This is a genomic window from Vibrio sp. Y176 (genome assembly GCF_033438945.1).
This window is the reverse complement of sequence record NZ_JAWOQS010000002.1, coordinates 173,606-194,852: the sequence shown is the minus strand read 5'-3', so window position 1 is coordinate 194,852 and position 21,247 is coordinate 173,606. Positions and strand designations below refer to the sequence as shown.

The following is a 21,247-nucleotide window of genomic DNA, read 5'->3' as shown; positions in this document are numbered from 1 at the left end:
CAACCGAGTCCACTACATTAGTTAAATAGACAACGATGGACATTAGTGACCTGGAGTTTTCTCAAGCTATATTAAGCTCTCAAAACCACAGAGCTTAAATAGTGTGGTTAAGCCTTTGATTCGGATGTGGCCTGCCTTTGTAATCTCTTTCCCCAAAATACAATGTGTTTTGCTTTACAGGAGTCAGAGTGCCTGGCTCCTTTTCCCTTTGCTTGTCGTGAGCTCTACCATCTTGGTCGTAGAGTATTGGTTACCGAAACCATTAACTCATTTTTAGTGAAAGGAAATTCCTGAACCCTATAGTGCTTCTTTCACCAATCTTCTGTTTGGGCCATTATTTCTAACATCCAGACGCGAAATAGCATAAGATACACGGCCTTTACTAGCACTGAGCCACTCATCGTAATGACAGATAAAACACAGCAAGCGACATTTGCCGATCTTGGCCTGATTCCAACCTTAGTCGAGCGGCTAGAAGCGTTAGAATACAGCCAACCGACGCCCATTCAATCCCGTGCTATTCCTGATATCCTTGAAGGGAAAGATATTATTGGTGGTGCCAATACGGGTTCTGGTAAAACCGCTGCTTTTTCGCTGCCAATCCTGCAAAAAATTGTTCAGCAAGACGGATCAAACAATCGCCGTGGTAACTTCGTTTCTCACCTGATTTTAGTTCCAACTCGTGAGTTGGCATCACAGGTGGCATACAACGTCAAATCTTACTCGTACCATCTTAGAGATAAGATCAAAACGGTTGCCGTATTTGGTGGTGTATCGGTGAACCCACAAATGCTAGCGCTTCGCGGTGGCTGTGACATTATCGTAGCTACGCCGGGTCGATTACTTGATCTGGTATCCAGTAACGCGATTAAGTTGAACCAAGTAGAAACGCTCGTCCTTGACGAAGCCGACCGAATGTTGAGCCTCGGATTTACCGAAGAACTCAATAAGATTCTTGCGTTACTGCCAGAGAAGAAACAGACGCTGTTATTTTCTGCAACTTTCCCTGATAAAGTCACGACGCTGGCTCAGCAGTTGCTCCGCGACCCTGTTGAAGTTCAGTTGCAGAGCGCAGAAGCTAGCACTTTGGTGCAGCGCGTGTTTAGTGTAAATAAAGGTGAGAAGACGGCGGTACTCGCGCACTTAATCAAACAGCATCAGTGGCGACAGACTCTGATTTTTGTGAACGCTAAGAATGCCTGTAACCATTTAGCTCAAAAGTTGTCAAAACGCGGTATTACCGCTGAAGTTTTCCATGGTGATAAAGGGCAGGGCGCTCGTACTCGTGTCCTTGACGGTTTTAAGTCTGGCGAGATTCAAGTTCTTATTGCCACCGATATCGCAGCACGCGGCCTTGATATTGAAAAACTTCCAGTGGTGATTAACTTCGATCTTCCGCGTAGCCCTGCTGATTATATGCATCGAATCGGTCGTAGTGGTCGTGCTGGTGAAGTAGGTTTAGGATTATCTCTTATCGATTACGACGACTACCACCATTTCAAAGTGATAGAAAAGAAAAATAAGTTCCAACTTGAACGCGAGCAGGTAGTCGGTTTTGAAGTGGAAGACGATCAGAGTGAAGCCTACTTTTTACCAATGAAGCCGCGAGCGAAGCCGGCAGGTACGGGTAAAAAGAAGAAAAAGCGTAATCAATAGAAAACGTAAACTACATGTGAGTTTACTTACGGGAGTTGTTAGAGAAAGGGAATGCTCACTAGCTTGAGTCTTCGCTTCTAGCCATTCCTTTAAAGAACAATAGAGCCCTGCTGGAGCTACCAGTAGGGCTCTATTGCTTTTCAAGATAGTGTTATTGGCGACGAGCAGGGCGTCCGCGAGGTGAACGCTTTTTAAATGCAGACGCTGCTTTAGCTTGTGACTTAAGAATAGAGTCAACGGTTAGTGGCATAGGTTCTTTAGGTTCAAGGCCATGAGGGAACGTACGAGCTCTTGGCGGTAAGTTGTATTCTTCTTCGCTCGCGCGTGGCATGCGCTTAAAACGATAAAGGTAAAAGTTTTCTAATTTTTCTCTCGCCCATTCGGTTTTCTTTAAATACTTCACGCTACTTGCAATCGAAGGCTTAGTGTTAAAGCAATTAAAACGCATTGCTGTATCTAGAATGTCCCAGCCGTAAAAATCTACTAACTCTTGCAACATAGTCTCTAGCTTTAACCCGTGCAGTGGATTGTTCTGTTGCAGCTCGATTCTCTCTTCGTCAGTCATCATTTTTAAGGGCCTTACTCATTAAAGGGCGGAGTTTAACAAAGTATACAATGCAGAGATATCTATAGTTACTTTGCGGTGGATGCGAGCACAGTGCTCTCTACCTTGAAAGTATAAATCGGAATTAGCCGTTCTACTTGGCTCTCTGCTCAAAAATGACTCATAAAAGTTCAAGCGTCCTAGCTCGATGTTAAATCATTGTGTAATAAGTGAGAGTTTTGTTGTTCTTTTACTAATGTCTAATATTCCTACCCATAGCAACACATGCTTAATAAGCTCAAAATCAAAATTGGTTCATGCCGCTTTCTTAGTATGGCCTAGAAGTTTGATGTGGGTGTTGTCTCGTATTGGTCGAAGGCCTGTCTACCAAGCGAAACTCTAGTTGACGTAGTTCAACGTTGAAACATAAAAGGATGACTCAATGTCTGACAAAAGTAAGACTTTTTACAGGGATGTGCGCAAAAAACCGCATGAATTTGAAAACCGAGAAGACTTTCTAAATCATGATTTAACCGTCATGAGTTTCCGTCGCTGGGGAATTCATTTGCCCTCACGTGATTACAGTATTGAAATCGAAGACTGGGTACCGGCATTAGCAGCAACCATTGGTAAAGTGGTTATGGTCACTGCCATGGTTTCCGCTTTTGCTGCTCAGTTTGGTTTATCTCCGGAATTCATTGCAGAAAACGTGCGTTACGAATTACTTATCGCTGGAGCCCTGTTCGTCATCCTGTTTTCTGCCATCCTAAACCCGAATGCAAACTTAGCGGGAACCCATGGCCCAATGATACCGCTGATTCCTATGATTGCAGCTGCAGGAGGGCACCCTCTCGCGCTAGGTTTGATGGTATGTGTTTTTGGGTTAATTCTCGCCTTAACCAAAGGTGGCTCTAAACTCATGACTCTGACTGGTATCGGGGTTCGAGGAGGGTTGTTGATCTACCTTGGTGCCGTTGGGTTGCTCGGGCAAATTAATAAGACGGAAGCGTGGGCTGCAAGTACGGACCAAGGTTACATTTCGTTTGTGGTCATAGGCCTAACCGTTATGGTTTACGCTTACTTAGCCAAGATCAATAAACGTTGGCTCGCTATCCCATTGTGCTCTGCACTCGCGGGTATTGTTGCTTATTTGATGGGCGCTGAGTTTGCCTTTACCACGGAACCGGGCCTGCCTAATTTCAGTCCATTCTACTGGTGGGGGGAAGATACAGGCTGGCAGCTAGGCTGGCCAACCCTAGAGCACTTTATTGCCGTGACTCCATTTGCTCTACTGGCAGTCGCTATGTGGTCCCCTGATTATCTCGGCCATCGTGTGTTTCAAGAACTTAACTACCCAAAAGAAGCGAAAGGTGTACTCATGGATGTCGACGACACGATGGTCGGAGCATCTGTTCGTCAGGGGGTTGGTTCACTCTTAGGGGGCGGAAACCTAGCTTCTTCTTGGGGAACGTACATGATTCCTGCCGCAATTGCCAAGCGTCCTATTCCAGGTGGCGCTCTGTTGACGGGTTTCATGTGTATTGCGGCGGCGGTAATTGGCTACCCAATGGATCTAGCAATGTGGGAACCTGTTCTGCGCGTTGCTTTGATTGTGGGTGTATTCTTACCACTCCTTGAAGCGGGTATGCAGATGATCCATAAGCATAAAGATTCACTCAGTGCAGGTATCTGTATTTTTGCCTGTGCATTCGTTAATCCAGTCTTCGGTTGGGCAATCACGATGCTGTTGGATAACCTCGGGCTTATCGGCGACCATGAGCGTGCTAACGAACTATCGCGCAAAGATAAATATCTGATTCCTGGCACTGCGTTTATCGTTTGTGCAGGCTCCCTTGCTATTGTTGGTCAGCTTCCAGGCATTCCAGCTCTTATCGGTTAATCGAATTATGCTCTAAAGGTATAGTGAGAGCAGTGAGTAAAGGGACTTGCTTCTTAAAATAGTAGACAAAAACAAAAAGCTACCTAGTACCAGGTAGCTTTTTGCATGTAGGGTTAGGCTACGGAGTTAGGCTATATGAGTGATTCAATGCCGTATTTTGCGCCGTAGTGTTCAACGACAAAATCAATGTCTTTGTCACCACGGCCTGATAAGTTGATCAAAATCGAGCCGGTTTCTCCTTGCTGTGCGAGTTTAATTGCGTAAGCGACAGCGTGTGAGGATTCAATAGCAGGGATTATTCCCTCTTCACGAGACAGCTCAAAGAAGGCATCAATCGCTTCGTCATCACTGATTGAGCCGTAATTGACACGGCCAATGTCTTTTAAGTAACTATGCTGAGGCCCAACCGATGGGTAATCCAAGCCACTTGCTACAGAGTACACTTCCTGAGGTTCGCCTTGCGCATCTTTAAGCATGTAAGACTTAAATCCGTGCATGATACCTGGCTCACCGAGTGTGAGTGTTGCAGCATGCTCGCCAACCTTTTGCAAAGAGCGGCCCGCAGGTTCAACGCCGTGAATGGCGACTTGTTCATCCTCTAAGAAAGCAGTAAATAGCCCCATCGCGTTAGAACCACCTCCAACGCATGCGACGAGATTATTGGGTAACTTGCCGGTCATTTCTTTGAATTGAACTCGTGCTTCGTTACCGATAATTGATTGGAAATCTCGTACCATTTTAGGGAATGGGTGAGGGCCAACGACAGAGCCTATCGCATAAAGTTGTGTATCAGGATCTTTCAGATAAGCTTCGAATGCAGAATCTACCGCTTCTTTGAGGGTTTTGCGCCCATGAGTGGCAGGAATGACATTAGCACCAAGGATTCTCATGCGGACGACATTCGGATGCTCTTTGGCGATATCAACTTCACCCATGTGAATATCGCATTTCAAGCCAACCAATGCCGCGGCTGTAGCAAGCGCAACACCGTGTTGTCCTGCGCCAGTTTCAGCAATCAGTTTCTTCTTACCCATCTTTTTAGCGAGAATGGCTTCCCCTAAGCAGTGGTTAATTTTATGTGCGCCTGTATGGTTTAAGTCTTCGCGCTTTAGGTAGATGTCTGCTCCGTGTTTTTTAGACAAGTTTTCCGCATGGAAGATTGGGCTAGGTCGTCCAACAAAGTGCTTATACAGGCGAGCGAGTTCCGCTTTAAATTCAGGATCTTTGCTGCATTCCTCATAAGCTGCGTTGATGTCATGCATGATTTGTTCAAGCTCAGGTGGAACAAAGCTACCACCGTATTCACCAAAGTATCCTTCTTCGTTGGGCATAGTGAGATCAAACGAGTTTTTCATTATTTACATCCTAGTTAACGAAAGTATTGATACTTTTATACCCAAAATTTGGAAGAGATTGTGTGATCAGTTGCTTAAATAACAATTGTCGATCTAGTGAACTAGTTAAAAAGTACAGCTTGTGTAGGGGATAATAGCTGGGATGTAGAATCAGGTGGTTTGAATAGGTGCAAAAAAGCCTCGAGAGATCCTAGGCTGTCATAAGAACCTCTCGAGGCAAACAGAGTGCTGGAAATACACTCTGCGATGGTGTCTGGAAACAAAAATTAGATTCGTTTCCTTTGTCAGATATTAGGGTTTTAGAATGAGTCGATGTCAGCGAAATGTCACAAGTTAACTGCGGTATTAAAAGCTTATTTTTTATTTTTGATTAATGGATTAGAAAGTAACCTAAAACAGGCTAACCTACCGCGTGTTCCGCGTCTTTTAAGTTGAACATGATCTTTCTTTGTCTCGAATCGGCGTCTTTAACCAACACGTGCACTTTGGTCCCTAAAGTAAACGTGGCGCTCTGGCTGGAAATTTTTTGTTTGACTGCATCAAATTCGAACTCACCATTTTGGAAACTTGATAAAGGAATGAGACCTTCGATTCGGTTCCTCTAACTCAACGTCTCAGCTAGGGATTATGTCCTCGTAGTTATTAGAATTTATTGATTGAGCAGATATATTTAATTTCATTTTTTCTCTTATATTCGCCAATCGCTTTTATTTTATAAACTTTATTTTTATGAGCAAAGCATGAGGCGAAGTGATTCAGATATGAATGAGATTAATTTAGTTCCAAACTGGAATTGCAAGGTAGGCCGTGTGATTACCTAAAGATGTATACCAAAGTGACTTTATTGAAAGTGATTAATGATGGTGTGGGAGAGGTAAGTGATTTGGGTATATAAACTTAGATAGAGAATAGTAAGGGCAGTAATAAGTGGAAGGGGATTGTGGCACCAACAACATTGATGCCACACAAAGAATTACAGTGCAGTTACTTCAGCTGCTTGTAGACCTTTGTTACCTTGTTCAACAACGAACGATACTTTTTGGCCTTCAGTAAGAGTTTTGAAGCCTTCAGAAACAATAGAACGGAAGTGAACGAATACGTCATCACCGCCATTGTCTTGAGAAATAAAACCAAAACCTTTAGTTTCGTTGAACCATTTTACTGAACCAGTTAATTTATTAGACATAGATACCTCTATATTTGATTGTTTTAAATATTGAATTTTTAGCTAATATCAAGTGCTACTATATGATTTTAGAGATAACTATTTTGTCGCAGGAACGTAAACGAGGAATTCGATGTGGAACTGAGAGAAACTTTGATCTTTAATTACATTAATAGCTCTTTCCGTAAGAGCTGATGTGCAGTATACCGACAAAATTAATAAAGGCTAGCCTTTTCTTTTTTATTTTTTTGAGTACACCAAGCGCATTGCTTTCAAAGCATACGCTTGGTGTATAAGACGGCGTGATGTTATAGGTGGCGTCGAGCGCTTAGTGTTTTCTGGTTGGGCCGTTACGAACGATGTCTTTACCATTGTCATATACGTGCTGCGAAACCCAGCGGCCAAGGAGCAATTGGTGCTTTTCTCCTAATACGGCAACAAATGGACGGCCATCGGTATTAGAGGTGGCTAGCGCAACGCCAGTGACACCTTCAAGACCCAGAGCGCCGCTTTCTACTAAATGCAGAAATGCCTCTAACTCTTCAATCGTTTCGATTACATGGTTATCAATATTCATTGTATTCAATCTCTTCGAATTGCATTGCGGTCGCGTACTCTACCTAAGTTAAGCGTGGAAACCAAGCTTCTACGTGCGTCATGTAATGAGAGAACCTTGCCCTGCCACTAATCATCAATAAGTTAGTCTCGATAGTCCGGAACTTGCCTAGATTCAATGAGGCAGAAAACACTCTCTGGTTAGACATGAGTCACATAATGTTGTCTGGTTTATCTCATCAATACTTTTGCTATTGGATGGGGTGAAGGGGAGTGCAATAATTTGTAAAACTCTTTTCCTAAAGGCTGTTATGAAGAAAGTCCTGATTACCGGTTTTGAACCTTTTGGTGGTGACGCCATTAACCCCGCCTTAGAAGCGGTCAAGCAATTAGAGGCTGCGGCCATAAAAGGCGGTGTGATAGTTACTTGCCCAGTCCCCGTAGTTCGATATGACTCGGTGAAAGTCGTTATTGAAGCAATAGAAGCGCACCAGCCAGACTGTGTAATTACTGTAGGGCAAGCGGCCGGGCGTAGCGCGATAACCCCAGAACGTGTCGCAATTAATGTCGATGATTTTCGTATTCCAGATAACGTTGGTTATCAACCGATTGATGAACCCGTGGTGGCTGATGGTCCTGATGCTTACTTCTCGACACTACCGATAAAGCGTGTTGTGCAAACATTGCAAACGCAGGGTATACCTAGCCAGATTTCCAACAGTGCTGGAACATTTGTATGTAACCATCTCTTTTATGGGATCCAACATTACTTGAAAGACAATCCGATTCGTCACGGGTTTGTTCATATTCCATTATTGCCAGAACAAGCAGCAGATGGCAGTCAGCCTTCTATGTCTTTGGACATGATAGTCGAAGGGCTAAAGCTGGTGGCGCAAGTTTGTATTGCCAATGATAACGATATCCTGGTAAGCGGTGGAACGATTTGCTAGTAAGTGTTTTAAAGTCCAGTAAGTATCTGAAAGATAATAATAAGCTCGTCGTTTGATGTTGTAGTAAATGTTAGCTTTGTCAAATTTCACAAGTAGCGAAAGGAGTAGCATTGAATAGTCAGGTTGGATGTTGTTCAAACTGACATTCCTCTAGTACAGGAGGTGTTAGGGGGCTAACTTTACGAAAGGCGAGTTATTATGAAAAGCAACAAAAGTAAGTCAATCGCACTTATCTCTGTCGTTGTTTTCGCGTTGGCTATTGCTGCGCTTAAATTCGAAAACACGCTCGGAGTTCTTCCCATCGTAGTCGCTATTATCGCGTTTTTTACTTGCGTTATTTATACCGGTAGGTACTTGTCCGATATGAAGCGTTCAGAGTTGATAAGTCACTCTGATCATTCTCAAAAAATGTATACCCACGCATCACGCAATGAGCTTGATGAGCGCGATAAAAAGCGTTGAAGCGAGTCACATTCTCCGTATACTTTGCTGGAGCATTAATGCACTAACGTGTCGGAGATAAGCATGTCAAATCGAGTACCAACCAACATACTGACCGGATTTTTGGGTGTCGGTAAAACGACCACGATTTTAAATCTACTGAAGAACAAACCGGAAAACGAAAACTGGGCGGTTTTGGTCAATGAATTTGGTGAGATTGGCATCGACGGTGCATTGATGACCGACCAAGGTGCGCTGATTAAAGAAGTGCCGGGTGGCTGTATGTGTTGTACGGCGGGCGTGCCAATGTCGGTCGGTATTACGGCGTTACTGCGCCAAAAACCGGACCGTTTATTGATTGAGCCGACAGGCCTTGGTCATCCAAAACAGGTTATCGCGACGCTTACCTCAGAACAGTATGAACCTTACGTTGATCTAAAAGCGACGATCGCTCTGGTTGATCCGCGTAACTTAAGTGATGAAAAATACCTTTCTAACCAAAATTTCGTGGACCAGTTAGACAGCGCAGATGTGGTTATAGGCAGTAAGGTTGACCTTTGTACCAGTCACGACATTGATGTGTTTAATGACTGGGTGACGGACCAATCTCCCTCAAAAGTATTCAGTAAGCTTATTCATGATGGTGAGTTACCGATAGAAGTCTTGGATATCGAACGGGTTTACGGCAGCGCTTCTTCCCATATCGAGTCACATCATCATGACCATGCTCACCAAGAGCCTCAATTCCAGTTGCCGCCAGGTGAAGCCTTTGTGCGTAAAGAGAACAAAGGGCAAGGGTATTTTAGTTGCGGGTGGTTGTTTGGGGCAGAGTACACGTTTGATTTTGATAAACTCTTCTCAATGCTTTCGGACTTAACGGCTGAACGTGTTAAAGCGGTGGTCAACACGGATCAGGGGTGTTACGCGTTTAATGTTGCCAACCGAGTCGTGTCGGTGAATGAAATCAGCTTAGAAGGGTTTGAATCACGATTAGAAGTGATAGATTCTCAGCCGTTGCCATGGGATGAACTTGAGCGAATTCTCCTTCAGTTGTCTGGCATCAAGCGTTAAATCGAACAAATGTTAAACGGAAACGGTGAGCCAGCAATCTGTCTGTGTTCGCCGTTTTTGCTTTTGTAGCGTTTCAATGAGAAAAGTGAGATAAATCACTCAAATTCGGGTATAGTGCACGGCTAAATTTTTAAAGCTATTTTTAGTGGTTTGTTTAAGGAATACGCTCAATGTCATTTTCATCTCAAGGTTTTGCGCCAGAAGTGGTTAAAGCACTGGCAGAATGCGGTTATGAAAAGTTAACGCCAATTCAACAGAAGGCGATTCCAATGGCTCGCAAAGGCCATGATATTTTCGCTACAGCACAAACAGGTACTGGTAAAACGGCTGCGTTTTCTCTGCCTATGATTCAGCAGTTGCTAGACAGTAACCGTAGCGCTTCTCGTAAGACTGCTCGCGCACTTATCTTGGCTCCAACTCGTGAGCTTGCTGAACAAATTGCTGATAACATCAAAGCTTACACGAAGTACACGAACCTGTCGGTGGCTGCGATTTTCGGTGGCCGTAAAATGTCTTCTCAAGTAACGGCATTAGAAAACGGTGTAGATATCCTAGTGGCTACACCTGGTCGATTGGAAGAGCACATTGAACAAGGTAATGTCTCGGTCGCACACTTAGAGTTTTTAGTGTTTGATGAAGCAGACCGTATCTTGGACATGGGCTTTATTCACGCAGTACGTAAGATCATGCTAGATGTGGATACTGATCCGCAAATTATGATGTTTTCGGCAACGACTTCGAGCCAACTAAATCTGTTAGCAAAAGATATCCTGCGTAAGCCTAAGCGTATTGAAGTTGAGCGAGCGAATACGACAGCACAGACAGTTGCTCACGTGTTATATCCAGTTGATCAAGAGCGAAAAACGGAACTGCTTTCGGAGCTGATTGGTCGTAAGAACTGGAAACAAGTGTTGGTATTTGTGAACTACAAAGAGACCGCAAACGACGTTGTAAAAGAGCTGAAACTTGATGGTATCAAAGCGGTGGTTTGTCATGGTGACAGAGCTCAAAGTGCTCGTCGTCGTGCGTTAGAAGAGTTCAAGTCCGGTAAAGCACGTGTCATGGTGGCTACCGATGTCGCTGCTCGAGGTCTAGATATTGAAGATTTACCTCACGTTGTGAACTATGACATGCCTTTCCTAGCGGAAGATTACGTTCACCGAATTGGTCGTACGGGCCGTGCAGGTAAACAAGGCCATGCCGTTTCATTTGTAAACCGAGATGAAGAGCTCACGGTTGTTCAGGTTGAAAATCTAATCCAGCAACGCATTCGCCGTATTGAGCTTGCAGGCTATGAACCAAAACAGCGTGAAGCTTACATTGAAAAGCTGCACTCAAAACCAGCATTTAAGAATCGTCAAGGTCGTCGTAATAATCCGAACCAGTCGGCAACAGACCAAGGGTCGGCAGAGCGTCGTCTTGCTATGGTGAAGCGCCTGAAAGCGCGTCGTGGCGCAAAGTAAATTACATCCGTTTGTGATGAAAAGAGCCCCTCAATTGAGGGGCTCTTTTTGTTTGCCGTTTCGCGTTAATTTAGGCCAAGCATATTGGGTTCACCACGATAAATAATGCGATCGTTTCCTCGGTGAATACCAAACGTAACAATGACGGGTGGGTTTTCCTCTTCACTTGTAGAGCTATCCCAATCGTATTTCAGCCAAGGGATGCGATTGCCTGAGCTGTCTAAATCTAGATGGAATTGTATTTGCTCGCGCGCTGAGTCAATTTGGCTTGCAACGATATCGGTCATCCTGCCAATACTCATCGTTCCAACGCCAGAAAGCAGGGCGTTGTTTGCAGGCGCATTCGACCAAATTGGCGTGCTGAAGTAATATTCACCATTAGCCGTCGTTGAACTGTCATCGAAGTTAGTAGTAAATCGACCGTTTTGCCAAGTTTCTACAGCAAGTGGCACTTTGATCACCATGCCTTGGTTGCCACCTACATCTTGAAAGTTCAAACGACCGAATCGAATGTCTGGTTGTTTTGTGAGCACTTCGCTATCGTCGAAGAAGTTTACCTCATCAACGGCTTTTACTGAGACTAAACCTATTTGGCTGATATCACTATTAGTCCCTTTATTAAATGGACCATCAGGATATTGCTTATCTGTCGTGTTCTTTTTCCAGCATGGGCTATTGTTACAAGTCGCATTGGTCGAGGGCTTCTCTATAACAAACGTTCCAACACTCGCGCTACCCAGTAGTTTCCAGTCTACCTTCTTAGGCTTAGGCGGCAAAAACCGATCGGAGTATGAGCTTAGCTCGCCTAAATCGAAATGTTGTTGAAGGTTAGACGAAAAGTGGACGTAATTCTTCACGTTTTCCTTATTCGCATTGAGTGCGACAACATCGTAAGTGACTTTCTCAAAAGGTTGATTCATGTAAGCAAAAGTTTGGCCATGTGGGTAGTGCCATTCTTGGTCTTGCACTTGAAAATATTTTGGATAAAAACGACCAACGTAACGATAGCCTTCGTTCACAGTCATACCTAGATATTTACTTTCTAGGTTTGCTTTTACTCTCAAGCTCCCGACTTCTTCCCAATATAATCCATTAAAGACGAATTGATCATTCTTGGCTGAATTATGCGCCCGAGCCAGTGAGTCACTACTTTTTAGCAATTTTGAGGTTTGGTTCGCTGTCTCTGATGGCGTATGTTGCTCACTCGACAAGACAACCGATGCTGCTGGAGCGTCATCAAGCGTAAAATTACGGGTGATAGAAGCATCACAATAGCGTGCTGATTCAACAGACCCACTTACAGAACCGTCAGGTTGCCAAATGATTGGTTTCACCGTTAGAGAGAAAAGTTCTCCAGCAGCAAGAAACCCTTCTCCTTGTTCAGAGGTGCCAGAAGGCAAAGCACGTTGGTTGTCACAAATAGCGAGTGTCCATGGTCGCGAGTGCACATTAAATGTCCCTTTCACTTCCACTTTGCCTTCTTCAGGGCACTCTTCAAATCCCTCACATTCAAAATGATCGGACAATGTCACTTCAAATATGCCGGACTCGTTCGTGACAAGACCATGTTCAGACAAGCCGTCTTTAAATTCCGCTGAATAGCTAAAGTTTCCTTCACTTCCTCCTAATGGTTGAACCAATGGATGAAAAACCTTAGGAGTACCATTGTAGTTGCTTGCGACTACAGGTTCGCCGGTGGAAGCACAAGCAAGCAATCGCGTATGCACGTTTTCTGGTTTACCTGCAATAACGCGTATTTCATTTAAAGTGGCGCTTTTCGTCTTTGAGTAGGCCTCAAACATAAATGGCGTAAACATAAAGCTAACCGTTTGATGTTTGCTGGTGTCTTCTGCCATAGTGAAAGTCAGCGTGTAGTTAGTACCTAACGCGATGGTATCAATATCGTTCGGGACCACTCGAACAACGAGCTCACCATTGTCGTCAGACATAAATTGGTTTGCTTTTAATGTCTGCTGACCTTTGATCACCTCTAAAGTGAACAAGTCAGGGTGTGATAGGGCTGCACTGACTTCTGCGCTTACAACTTCTCCATTATTGGTTGTCATTGCTGTAAATTGCGGAAGATCGTCGCCGCACATCAGTGCCATGTCGTCCGATGGTGTGACGCTGAGGTTTAAGTCGTTCTCCGATGGAGGCTGCATGCTGCAATTCGGAACATCTTGAGGGGTGATTGGACAGATTTGGGAAGAGTAGTGACAATCAGCCTGGTCAAATCCACAGTATTGCGTGTATGTGTTGTCTTGTGCTTTCGTTTGTGCACTTCCTGGCGCTTGTTGGATTTCACCACAAACTTGACTAGGCTGATTTGGAGCGTTGTTGAAGTTCAATGTGTGGAAGTATTTAATTGCTGCGGTGGAACTATAGAATGAGCCACTTAATGTAGCTGACGATCCTACAGATTCAGCCGTACCATAGATCGACATATCTTTTATAATCAGAGAGTTGTGCGCAGAAACATCACCGACGACAAAATGGTCTTGTAAAGGATGGTTTGTTTTTAGGTGTAGTGTTTCGCCTTGTGATTCGACCTTACCACAGATGTTTGTATTAAGTATATTGGTCGTGCTGTGTGTCGAAATATCACCAATAATGGTGTTGTACGTTCCATCAATGTTAAGTGTCGAACCTGTTAGCTTAATATTCCCATCTATGAGAACGTTATGCAGCTTTGTTGGATAAGCCGATAGAAGATCACCATAGATAACAGTGTGCTTGTTTTGGTAATCGTCGAGGTTTGATGCTTTCTCATTGTTAACCGTTAATCCGGTAGCGAGGGCGTGTAGAGAGATACGTTTATTGGGTTCACCAATTGTATTATTCCCCTCTAACACAATTCCATAATCTGCTTTTAATGTTATCTCTTTTTCCGGTAATGAGGAGACAATTTTATCACCAGCGGGTAGGACTAGTTTCCCTGTACAGAGATAAGTCGTGCCATCGCTTTCGATACTAAAACTCTTGTGTGAGCAAAGTTGACCTAACTCAGATAGATCTTTTACGTCATAAGTGGTGGCGTGTGAGGTTAGCGGTAAAAAAAGAACCGCAGTGAAAATACTGCAAAGACGCATCATCAAATGTCCTAATGAGTGGAACAAGATGGCATCAAGCGAGCGTGAGCAAATGCTCACTGAAATTGGAATAGCTGCGGTACTTTTTTGTTCTGAAGCCGCTTAGTTATTGAACTTTGGTTATTTTTTATTTCGTATGTCATACCAAAGTTTAGCGGCCTTATTACAACGTAAGTGTCAGGTTAGTTCAAGAGGCAAGTGTGATGTGTGTCGATTTATATGTGTAACTATTTGTTAGTTAAGGATAATAAGTAAGCATGTTGGTTCAGAATCAGGAAGGACGCGATCCTGATTCTGAACGTTTATAACGCTAGGCAGCGTGAACGATGAGTGGAGCCATCTGATATAACTCTTCTAGTATGGCTTTCGTTTGTCTCGAATACACCAGACAATCTCGATCGCCAACGAGCTGAATTGCTCTCACTTTACCTGCAACCAAACATTGCCTAATCGTGCGTAGAACCATTTGGATATCAATTTCTGACGCGCCATCAAGGCTGTTTTTGGTTTTTAGAGATCCAAGGTCGATACTAATGATTATTTGGTCGCAGTGGTCTAGGTAATTGCCGATCTGTTGCTTAACATTATTGCGATGACGAAAAGAAAACTCTTTATCGGTTACCCAGTCACAACCTTGATCCTCCGCGTATTCCCACGTTTCTTGCTTTGTATCTTGTTCGCTAACACCAGCAAAAAATAATCGCACGTTTTGATAGCGAGAAAGAGCAAAATGGAATGCCGAGCCTAAACGTGGTTCAAGTGTTGGTTTCAAGTTCATGTCATGTCCAATATTTACCACACCCACTTCGTCTCGATAGGACACGACCACAGGTAACATGGACAAGATTGCCTCGGTACAGTTAGTGACTAAAACAGGAATTGAGTGGCGAGAAAGCGAAAGGCTTAACGCTTCTTGAAACTCGCCATTCTCCAGTTTGTCGTGGTTGAAGTGCCCATAGTTTTCAGCGGTTTCATGATCATGTTGTTGGTAAAGCCAATCACTAGCATTTTCCAAATTTTGGTCAGCTAATTCAAACGCACCCTTCGACATAGGAGGTAAATACTCGCACACTGTCATAAAAGAAAAAGGGTAATGTTGCGGCTGTTTCACTGTGTGATGGAGTTTATAGCGTTTGAAAAAGCTTAACATGATGAATTACCTTTCTGGTGGTAGTGCCCTTGCTGCTTGCAGTACATGTAAAATAATGCGCTGCTTATCCTTTTCGACTCGGTGGGCCGGAGCCATCACCGAGACTGCGCCAATCAGTTTGCTTCCTTTCATTACCGGTGCGCTAATACCTGAAACACCAGGGTCAATCTCAGAAGTACTGACGGCATATCCGTGTTTACGGATGGTTGTGAGCTCTTTTTCCCACTCGTCGCGTCGGTGATCTTGATTAAAGTATCTCAAGATTTTCTCGCATCGACTTTGAGGCATAAAAGCGAGCATCACTTTAGATGAGGCACCGCGCAGCAGAGGTTGACTTTGACCCTGGACGAAGCTGCAACGCAGCGCCTGCATACTTTCTTTCTGTCTGACACAAAGCGCACGATAACCCGCTGGTACCATATAAGCGGCCATTTCCCCGGTTTGTTGTACCAACCTAGCCAGTATGGTTTCGACCATGTCGAGCCCATGTTGCGCGGTCTCATAGCTGTGCATGAGTAATAATGCCGCCGGACCAACGACAAATGTCTTGTCGTGAACGCTTTCTTCGATCAAGTTCCATTCTTTAAGCAGTTTTAAGTGTCGGTAAAGGCTGCTTAAAGGAACGTTCAATTGCTCGCTTAGCGTTTTCGCAGAAACTGGGAACGGACTAACTGCAACTTGCATTAACAACTGCAGTGATTTTTCGTTTACCTGGTTAGCATTAGCTTTGTTTGTCGTCATGAGAGTGTTGTAACGTGTTGTAGGAGTTACGACAAATATAATTCTTAATCACTGAGAAAAGAAAAATAATTTTAATGGGTAATTCTTACATGATGAGAAACAGACAGGTAAAGACTTTCGCAAGTACCGATAGACATAACATGGTGTCGAATTAAAGTCTCAGGTTTGAGGCGCTTGATACTAAATTGGAACAGGAGTGAATAAGACATTGTTTAGTTTGCGGTATTACTCAGCGTTTCGCATACTGAGTTAATCCAAACAAATAATGTTAAAAAACGTGAGTTGCTAGCGGGTATCGGAATCGAGGTACCATCTCAGTAAATCGGTTTTATAAAAGGTTACTTTTATATGCTGAATAAGGCGATTTTTAAAAAAGCCATCATTTTTCTTCTGCCTATTCCCTTGGTTATTGGAGAGGTTTTGTATTTAGCTCGTGAAAGCGTGCAAAACAACCTCAATCATTTATTAGAAAAAAATGTGCAAATTGCAGATGAAATTTTATTCCAAATAGAGACAGAAAACCGCACGGCGTTGCTACACCCTGAACGATGTGAAGAGCTCCAGCAAAGCTTAATGTTTGAACGAGATATTGAAGAAATGCTCATTGTGAAAGAGGGAGTCATTACTTGTTCTTCGAAATTGGGAAGTATCTCTAAACCGTTAGCTGAGCACATCGCCTTTCCCAAGGGACAAACGCTAGCGCTTGGTAGTGTTGATAGCTTGTACGATCAGTTCTTGCTAGTGGTAACGGAAGGAGAGCGGGGTTATCAAGCCGTAACGATTATCGATCATGACTACTTTAATGCGACAATAGGGTTTAACAACGATTTACGCCTAAAACGCTCTGCGCTGTTTATCCATGATCAAGTTTCACCAGAAGGAGCATTAAGAGCGGGAAGTAATCCTATCGGTATCAAATCGTCGCAAATGTTTGAGTATGAAGCTTTGAGTGAAGCCAGCGATCTTTTCGTCAAACAGAGAACACTTTCCTATTTTTTGTACTCAATTCCAATTATTTTCGTGATCTACCTTTGCTTGTATGCGTTGAATAAGTTTATTGATCCTCATCGCAATTTGATACTGGATCTTAAAAGAGCGATAAAAAGAGGAGAGTTGACCCTGTATTACCAACCGCAAGTTAACGTTGATACCGGTCAGTTATTCGGGTTTGAAGCGCTAGTGCGATGGGAGCATCAAAGTAAGGGGTTCATTTCTCCGGATGAGTTTGTCCCTGCGGCAGAGCAAAGTGGATTGGTTTTTTTACTTACTGATTTCGTTCTGGATAAAGCGGCAGAGGACTTCAGTAAATTAGGCTTTGATCAGCCTGTCCACCTTGGTATTAACGTGCCGCCTGGTTATTTAGTCGGACCAAACGCGATCAGAAAAATTCAATTGCTCGACAGACAGTTGAGCCGAAACAAAGTCTCATTAGGGGTAGAGATAACGGAGCGTCAGCTCATTGATTCAGAGGCGAGAAAATGCATTGCAGCGCTGCGAGTGCATGGTATTGATGTGCTGATCGATGATTTTGGAACTGGCCAAACCTCGTTAGCATTTCTACAGCACATGCGCATAGATTACTTAAAAATCGATAAGTGCTTTGTCGAAACCATTGGTATTCCTAGCCTTAGTGCTTCTGTCTTAAAAGCGATGGTTCATTTCGCGGAAGAATTACAAGTACAATTGATCGCTGAAGGCGTGGAAACCATAGCGCAAGCTGAACACTTAAAGCAGATGGGAGTGAGATATCATCAGGGATACCTGTACTCCAAACCATTACCTTATGAGCAGCTTGTGCAGCGAAGTCATTATGATTGGTAGACGTTAGCTCTATAACACTGAGCATTTTCATCAAACACAAACTCTAACTCATTTTTGATGCTATCTAAGCGGTCTTCTTGGTAGTGAGATACATACAATAGTTGGCTTAAATTCTCTCTAGCGATGAGTTCAAGTGTGTTCTTAACTAACCGTCTACCCAAAAAATCTAACCCTTGATACGGCTCGTCCAAAATCAATAATGTGGGTTGTTTCACGATGGCTCTTGCAATCAGTAATAGTCGCTGCTGACCGTACTCTAATTGCTTGAATGAGGTTTTTTTGTACTGGCTCATATGTAAGATACCGAGCCACTCGTTTGCAATATTCATCTCTTTGCGAGTTGGCTGGTTATACAACCCAATCGAATCGTAAAATCCTGACAAAATGACTTCTAATGCGCTGCAATTGACTCGATATTGGAGGTGTAGCGCTGAAGACACCATGCCGATATGCTGCTTAATTTCCCAGATTGTCTCGCCAGTACCACGCTTTTTACCAAAAATATCAATGTCATTGCTGTAGCATTGCGGATGATCGCCAAAGATCAATCCAAGTAAGGTACTCTTTCCACAACCATTTGGACCTTTGACCTGCCAATGTTGGCCCTTGTCTATGCGCCAGTTCAAGCCAGTAAAAATCTTCTTATCGGTGTATTCAACAGCCCCATTCTTTAGTTCAAATATTGGGTTGTTGAATGGTGTCGAGTGCTGATGCTGACGTATCAAGCTCATCATTTCTTCACTCTGTTGTTCTGACTGAGATTTAATTTGTCCAATGATTGGATGATTATCCCAACTGGACTTATCCATTGTACTATCAAGCTTTCCTGCACTGAAAAGCGCGATGCTATTGATCCACTCAGGCATGTCAGATTCGCGAGAGAAGGTTATGAGTAGTTGCACATTTTGAGAAAGCGAGTGTAAATAGCGAGCGAGAGCAGCTCGGTGCGCAATATCTAAGCCAGTAAATGGATTATCTAGTAATACTAAGTCAGGTTGTGTGGCTAAAGCTCGGGCGAGCATTACTCTTCTGGTTTCTCCGGTAGAGAGAACACGGAAGCCACTATCTTTAAGATGACTTAGGTCGAGATCATTAATTAGCTGTTCAGTTAAGTTGGTGTCTTGGCTCTGCTCTAGGATTAATGAATAAACAGTGCTCCCTTGGTCGATACGATCAAGAAAATCCGTATCATCCTTTTCTAATTCTCTTTCCAGTAATCGCTGTTGCTCTGATAACGACACTTGCGCAACGGACAGCCCATTTAGCTCAATTTCCCCACTATCTGGTGACATTTCATCACAAATAAGGTCTCCAAGCAGAGAGCCAATATCTCCATCCGCGCTGAATATCCCCCAAGACTGCTGAGTGTTAATTTTCCAATCGTCAATAAACAAGTGTGTCGTGTTTCTCTTAGCTGCAAGCTGACGAAAGTGAATAGTCATTGCGTTTGTCTTCCTTGTTTTCGTTTTAGTGGATTACTTATAACAATTTACGAACTCAGTACGGAAGCGCTTTTGTGTATTAATTTTGAACAGTGCTCAGTCTTGTGCATATTAACGAAGCCTTGTATTAGAGGATAAAAATGCGACTAGAGTCATTAAGTAACAAGTAAACTTGTCAATAATTTTGTTTTATTTTTGAATCAACCTATCATTATGCGTGTATATGTTATGCTGATAAATTCATATTTGCCGTTTGTTAATTAATCAATGTAAGGACACATGTTTATGAGTGAAACGGAATACGATTACCCCTCGAGTTACAGCCTAGTTTCCATTACCGATACCTCCAGTTACATCAAATATGCCAGTGAAAACTTTAATGAAGTCGCGGGGTTTGATGAAGGGGAGCTTATCGGTAAACCCCACAATGTTGTGCGTCATCCTGATATGCCAAAACAGGCTTTTAAAGATTTATGGACTCACCTGAAAACTGGCAAACACTGGATGGGAATGGTCAAAAATCGACGTAAAAACGGCGGCTATTATTGGGTTGACGCGTTTGCTTCTCCTATAAAATCTAATGGTGAAGTTGTGGAATACCAATCAGTGAGATTTAAACCTGAGCGTATACACATCCAGCGAGCGGAAAAAGCGTATTCGAAGCTTCGAAATAATCGTAAGCCGTGGAAAATGTATCTTCCTCGTACACGTTTGTGGATGAGATCGGCCTTCTTCCTTTTAATTTCAAACCTTATTGGCTTACTCATTCTACAAATGAATCAATCACCAGTGATAGCGTTTGGCGTTGTTGCGTTACTTTCCGTTTTCTCTATTTATGTATTAACCAGACCAGTTGAGAAGCTCGCTAAACAGGCTAGGCAAGACTTCAACAATCCACTCATGGAATATATTTATTGCGGAAGAATCAACGATCTGGCTGAGATTGAGCTGGGTATGAAGATGCGTAAGCAATTTGCCAATGCGCTACTGGGGCGCGTTGGCGTGTCTGTAAAAGACTCTTGCGAAGAAACGCGCGCAAGTGCTAACAGTGCTGCGACAAATAGCCAGCAAGTGACGGAGAACTTAAGCGCACAGAAAGTGGAGATTGACTCGGTCGCAACAGCGGTCAACGAGATGCAAGCCTCTTCATCTGAGATATCAAATAATGCTCAAGCGACCGCCGAGGCTACGTTAGAAGCGCAAAATACGATGATAGACAGCCGTAGCGTTATCGATAATGTTAACCAATCGGTTTTAGAGTTGGTTGATGAGCTCGGCGAAATATCTAAAGTGGTCATACGTTTGAACCAACAAACCGAGCAAATTGGAACCGTTGTTGAAGTCATCAACGGTATTGCCGAACAAACTAATTTATTAGCGTTGAACGCTGCAATTGAAGCCGCGAGGGCAGGCGAACAAGGCAGAGGGTTTGCCGTTGTAGCAGATGAAGTGAGAACCTTAGCTAAAAGAACTCAGGAATCGACAACAGAGATTAAATCGGCCATTGAAGGAATTCAAAATGGGAGCAAATCAGCGGTTTCTGCGTTAGAGAAAGGTAACGAAATGTCGACCGGAACGGTAACATTGTTAGGTACTGCTTTGGATAGCATTCAACAACTGGAATCCCTTGTTCAAGACGTTGTCGAACGAAACCAACAAATTGCGGTCGCGATAGAAGAGCAGGTTTATGTAACGGATGAAATAAATGAAAACATCCAGTCGCTTAATTTAAAGTACAGTGAATCGTATGAACTGATGACTGAAACGAATCATATGAACACCAAAGTGCAAAATTGCACCAATGACCTGTCTGAAATGATTAAAAAGTTTGCTTAAACTTTAGAAAATCGAAGTTAAAAGCCCGCTAAACATTAGCGGGCTTTTAACTGGAATATAGTGAAGTG

Annotated in this window: 16 protein-coding genes and 1 pseudogene; 8 read left to right on the top strand and 9 right to left on the bottom strand. The window is 43.4% G+C overall.

Going from position 1 to position 21,247, the window contains the following annotated elements; translation table 11 throughout:
- The first annotated feature begins 405 nt into the window (after positions 1-405).
- Positions 406-1,656, top strand: coding sequence for a DEAD/DEAH box helicase (locus R7O13_RS05135; RefSeq protein WP_053350636.1), 1,251 nt, complete (start codon positions 406-408; stop codon positions 1,654-1,656).
- A 151-nt stretch (positions 1,657-1,807) separates the two neighbouring features.
- Here R7O13_RS05135 and R7O13_RS05130 read toward each other — a convergent pair whose 3' ends face one another.
- Positions 1,808-2,224 (bottom strand): VF530 family DNA-binding protein, encoded by a 417-nt coding sequence (locus R7O13_RS05130; RefSeq protein ID WP_005375544.1) that lies wholly within the window; start codon positions 2,222-2,224, stop codon positions 1,808-1,810.
- A 418-nt stretch (positions 2,225-2,642) separates the two neighbouring features.
- On the opposite strand from R7O13_RS05130, the gene R7O13_RS05125 reads away from it, so the two are divergent.
- Positions 2,643-4,100 carry a DUF3360 domain-containing protein gene (locus tag R7O13_RS05125; RefSeq protein WP_005375642.1) on the top strand — a complete coding sequence of 486 codons (1,458 nt, stop codon included), beginning with the start codon at positions 2,643-2,645 and terminating at the stop codon, positions 4,098-4,100.
- Between the two features lie 131 nt (positions 4,101-4,231).
- On the opposite strand, the gene trpB is transcribed toward R7O13_RS05125, so the two are convergent.
- The 4 genes and pseudogenes from trpB to R7O13_RS05105 form a co-directional block, all read right to left on the bottom strand.
- Positions 4,232-5,455, bottom strand: coding sequence for a tryptophan synthase subunit beta (gene trpB, locus R7O13_RS05120; RefSeq protein WP_318303196.1), 1,224 nt, complete (start codon positions 5,453-5,455; stop codon positions 4,232-4,234).
- A gap of 400 nt (positions 5,456-5,855) precedes the next feature.
- A pseudogene (locus R7O13_RS05115) lies at positions 5,856-6,053 on the bottom strand (hypothetical protein); the annotation flags it as partial.
- Between the two features lie 375 nt (positions 6,054-6,428).
- A complete protein-coding gene (locus R7O13_RS05110; RefSeq protein WP_005375644.1) occupies positions 6,429-6,641 on the bottom strand; it encodes a cold-shock protein in 213 nt (70 codons plus the stop codon).
- 307 nt (positions 6,642-6,948) lie between these two features.
- Complete coding sequence (locus R7O13_RS05105; RefSeq protein WP_005375646.1) at positions 6,949-7,197, bottom strand: hypothetical protein; 249 nt, start codon at positions 7,195-7,197, stop codon at positions 6,949-6,951.
- A 289-nt stretch (positions 7,198-7,486) separates the two neighbouring features.
- On the opposite strand from R7O13_RS05105, the gene pcp reads away from it, so the two are divergent.
- The 4 genes from pcp to R7O13_RS05085 all read left to right on the top strand — a co-directional run bounded on the left by pcp (position 7,487) and on the right by R7O13_RS05085 (position 11,100).
- A complete protein-coding gene (gene pcp / locus R7O13_RS05100) occupies positions 7,487-8,125 on the top strand; it encodes a pyroglutamyl-peptidase I (protein ID WP_213910307.1) in 639 nt (212 codons plus the stop codon).
- A gap of 198 nt (positions 8,126-8,323) precedes the next feature.
- Positions 8,324-8,587 carry a hypothetical protein gene (locus R7O13_RS05095; protein WP_318303194.1) on the top strand — a complete coding sequence of 88 codons (264 nt, stop codon included), beginning with the start codon at positions 8,324-8,326 and terminating at the stop codon, positions 8,585-8,587.
- Positions 8,588-8,650: 63 nt separating this feature from the next.
- A complete protein-coding gene (locus R7O13_RS05090; RefSeq protein ID WP_318303193.1) occupies positions 8,651-9,637 on the top strand; it encodes a GTP-binding protein in 987 nt (328 codons plus the stop codon).
- Positions 9,638-9,807: 170 nt separating this feature from the next.
- A complete protein-coding gene (locus tag R7O13_RS05085; protein ID WP_167415950.1) occupies positions 9,808-11,100 on the top strand; it encodes a DEAD/DEAH box helicase in 1,293 nt (430 codons plus the stop codon).
- 65 nt (positions 11,101-11,165) lie between these two features.
- Here the strand turns inward: R7O13_RS05085 and R7O13_RS05080 are convergent, their stop codons facing one another.
- The 3 genes from R7O13_RS05080 to R7O13_RS05070 all read right to left on the bottom strand — a co-directional run bounded on the left by R7O13_RS05080 (position 11,166) and on the right by R7O13_RS05070 (position 16,080).
- Positions 11,166-14,192 (bottom strand): DUF6701 domain-containing protein, encoded by a 3,027-nt coding sequence (locus R7O13_RS05080; protein WP_318303191.1) that lies wholly within the window; start codon positions 14,190-14,192, stop codon positions 11,166-11,168.
- 307 nt (positions 14,193-14,499) lie between these two features.
- The gene (locus R7O13_RS05075; protein ID WP_213960757.1) at positions 14,500-15,339 is read right to left on the bottom strand and encodes an arginase family protein; all 840 of its coding nucleotides are present in this window, start codon (positions 15,337-15,339) and stop codon (positions 14,500-14,502) included.
- Positions 15,340-15,345: 6 nt separating this feature from the next.
- The gene (locus R7O13_RS05070; protein WP_005386192.1) at positions 15,346-16,080 is read right to left on the bottom strand and encodes an IclR family transcriptional regulator; all 735 of its coding nucleotides are present in this window, start codon (positions 16,078-16,080) and stop codon (positions 15,346-15,348) included.
- Between the two features lie 348 nt (positions 16,081-16,428).
- On the opposite strand from R7O13_RS05070, the gene R7O13_RS05065 reads away from it, so the two are divergent.
- Complete coding sequence (locus tag R7O13_RS05065; RefSeq protein ID WP_318303190.1) at positions 16,429-17,901, top strand: EAL domain-containing protein; 1,473 nt, start codon at positions 16,429-16,431, stop codon at positions 17,899-17,901.
- Here the strand turns inward: R7O13_RS05065 and modF are convergent.
- On the bottom strand, positions 17,889-19,343 hold the full coding sequence (gene modF, locus R7O13_RS05060; RefSeq protein ID WP_318303189.1) for a molybdate ABC transporter ATP-binding protein ModF: 1,455 nt from the start codon (positions 19,341-19,343) through the stop codon (positions 17,889-17,891). The genes R7O13_RS05065 and modF overlap by 13 nt on opposite strands.
- Positions 19,344-19,628: 285 nt before the next feature.
- Between modF and R7O13_RS05055 the strand changes: the two genes are divergently transcribed.
- Positions 19,629-21,179 (top strand): PAS domain-containing methyl-accepting chemotaxis protein, encoded by a 1,551-nt coding sequence (locus tag R7O13_RS05055; protein WP_213916936.1) that lies wholly within the window; start codon positions 19,629-19,631, stop codon positions 21,177-21,179.
- Positions 21,180-21,247: the final 68 nt, after the last annotated feature.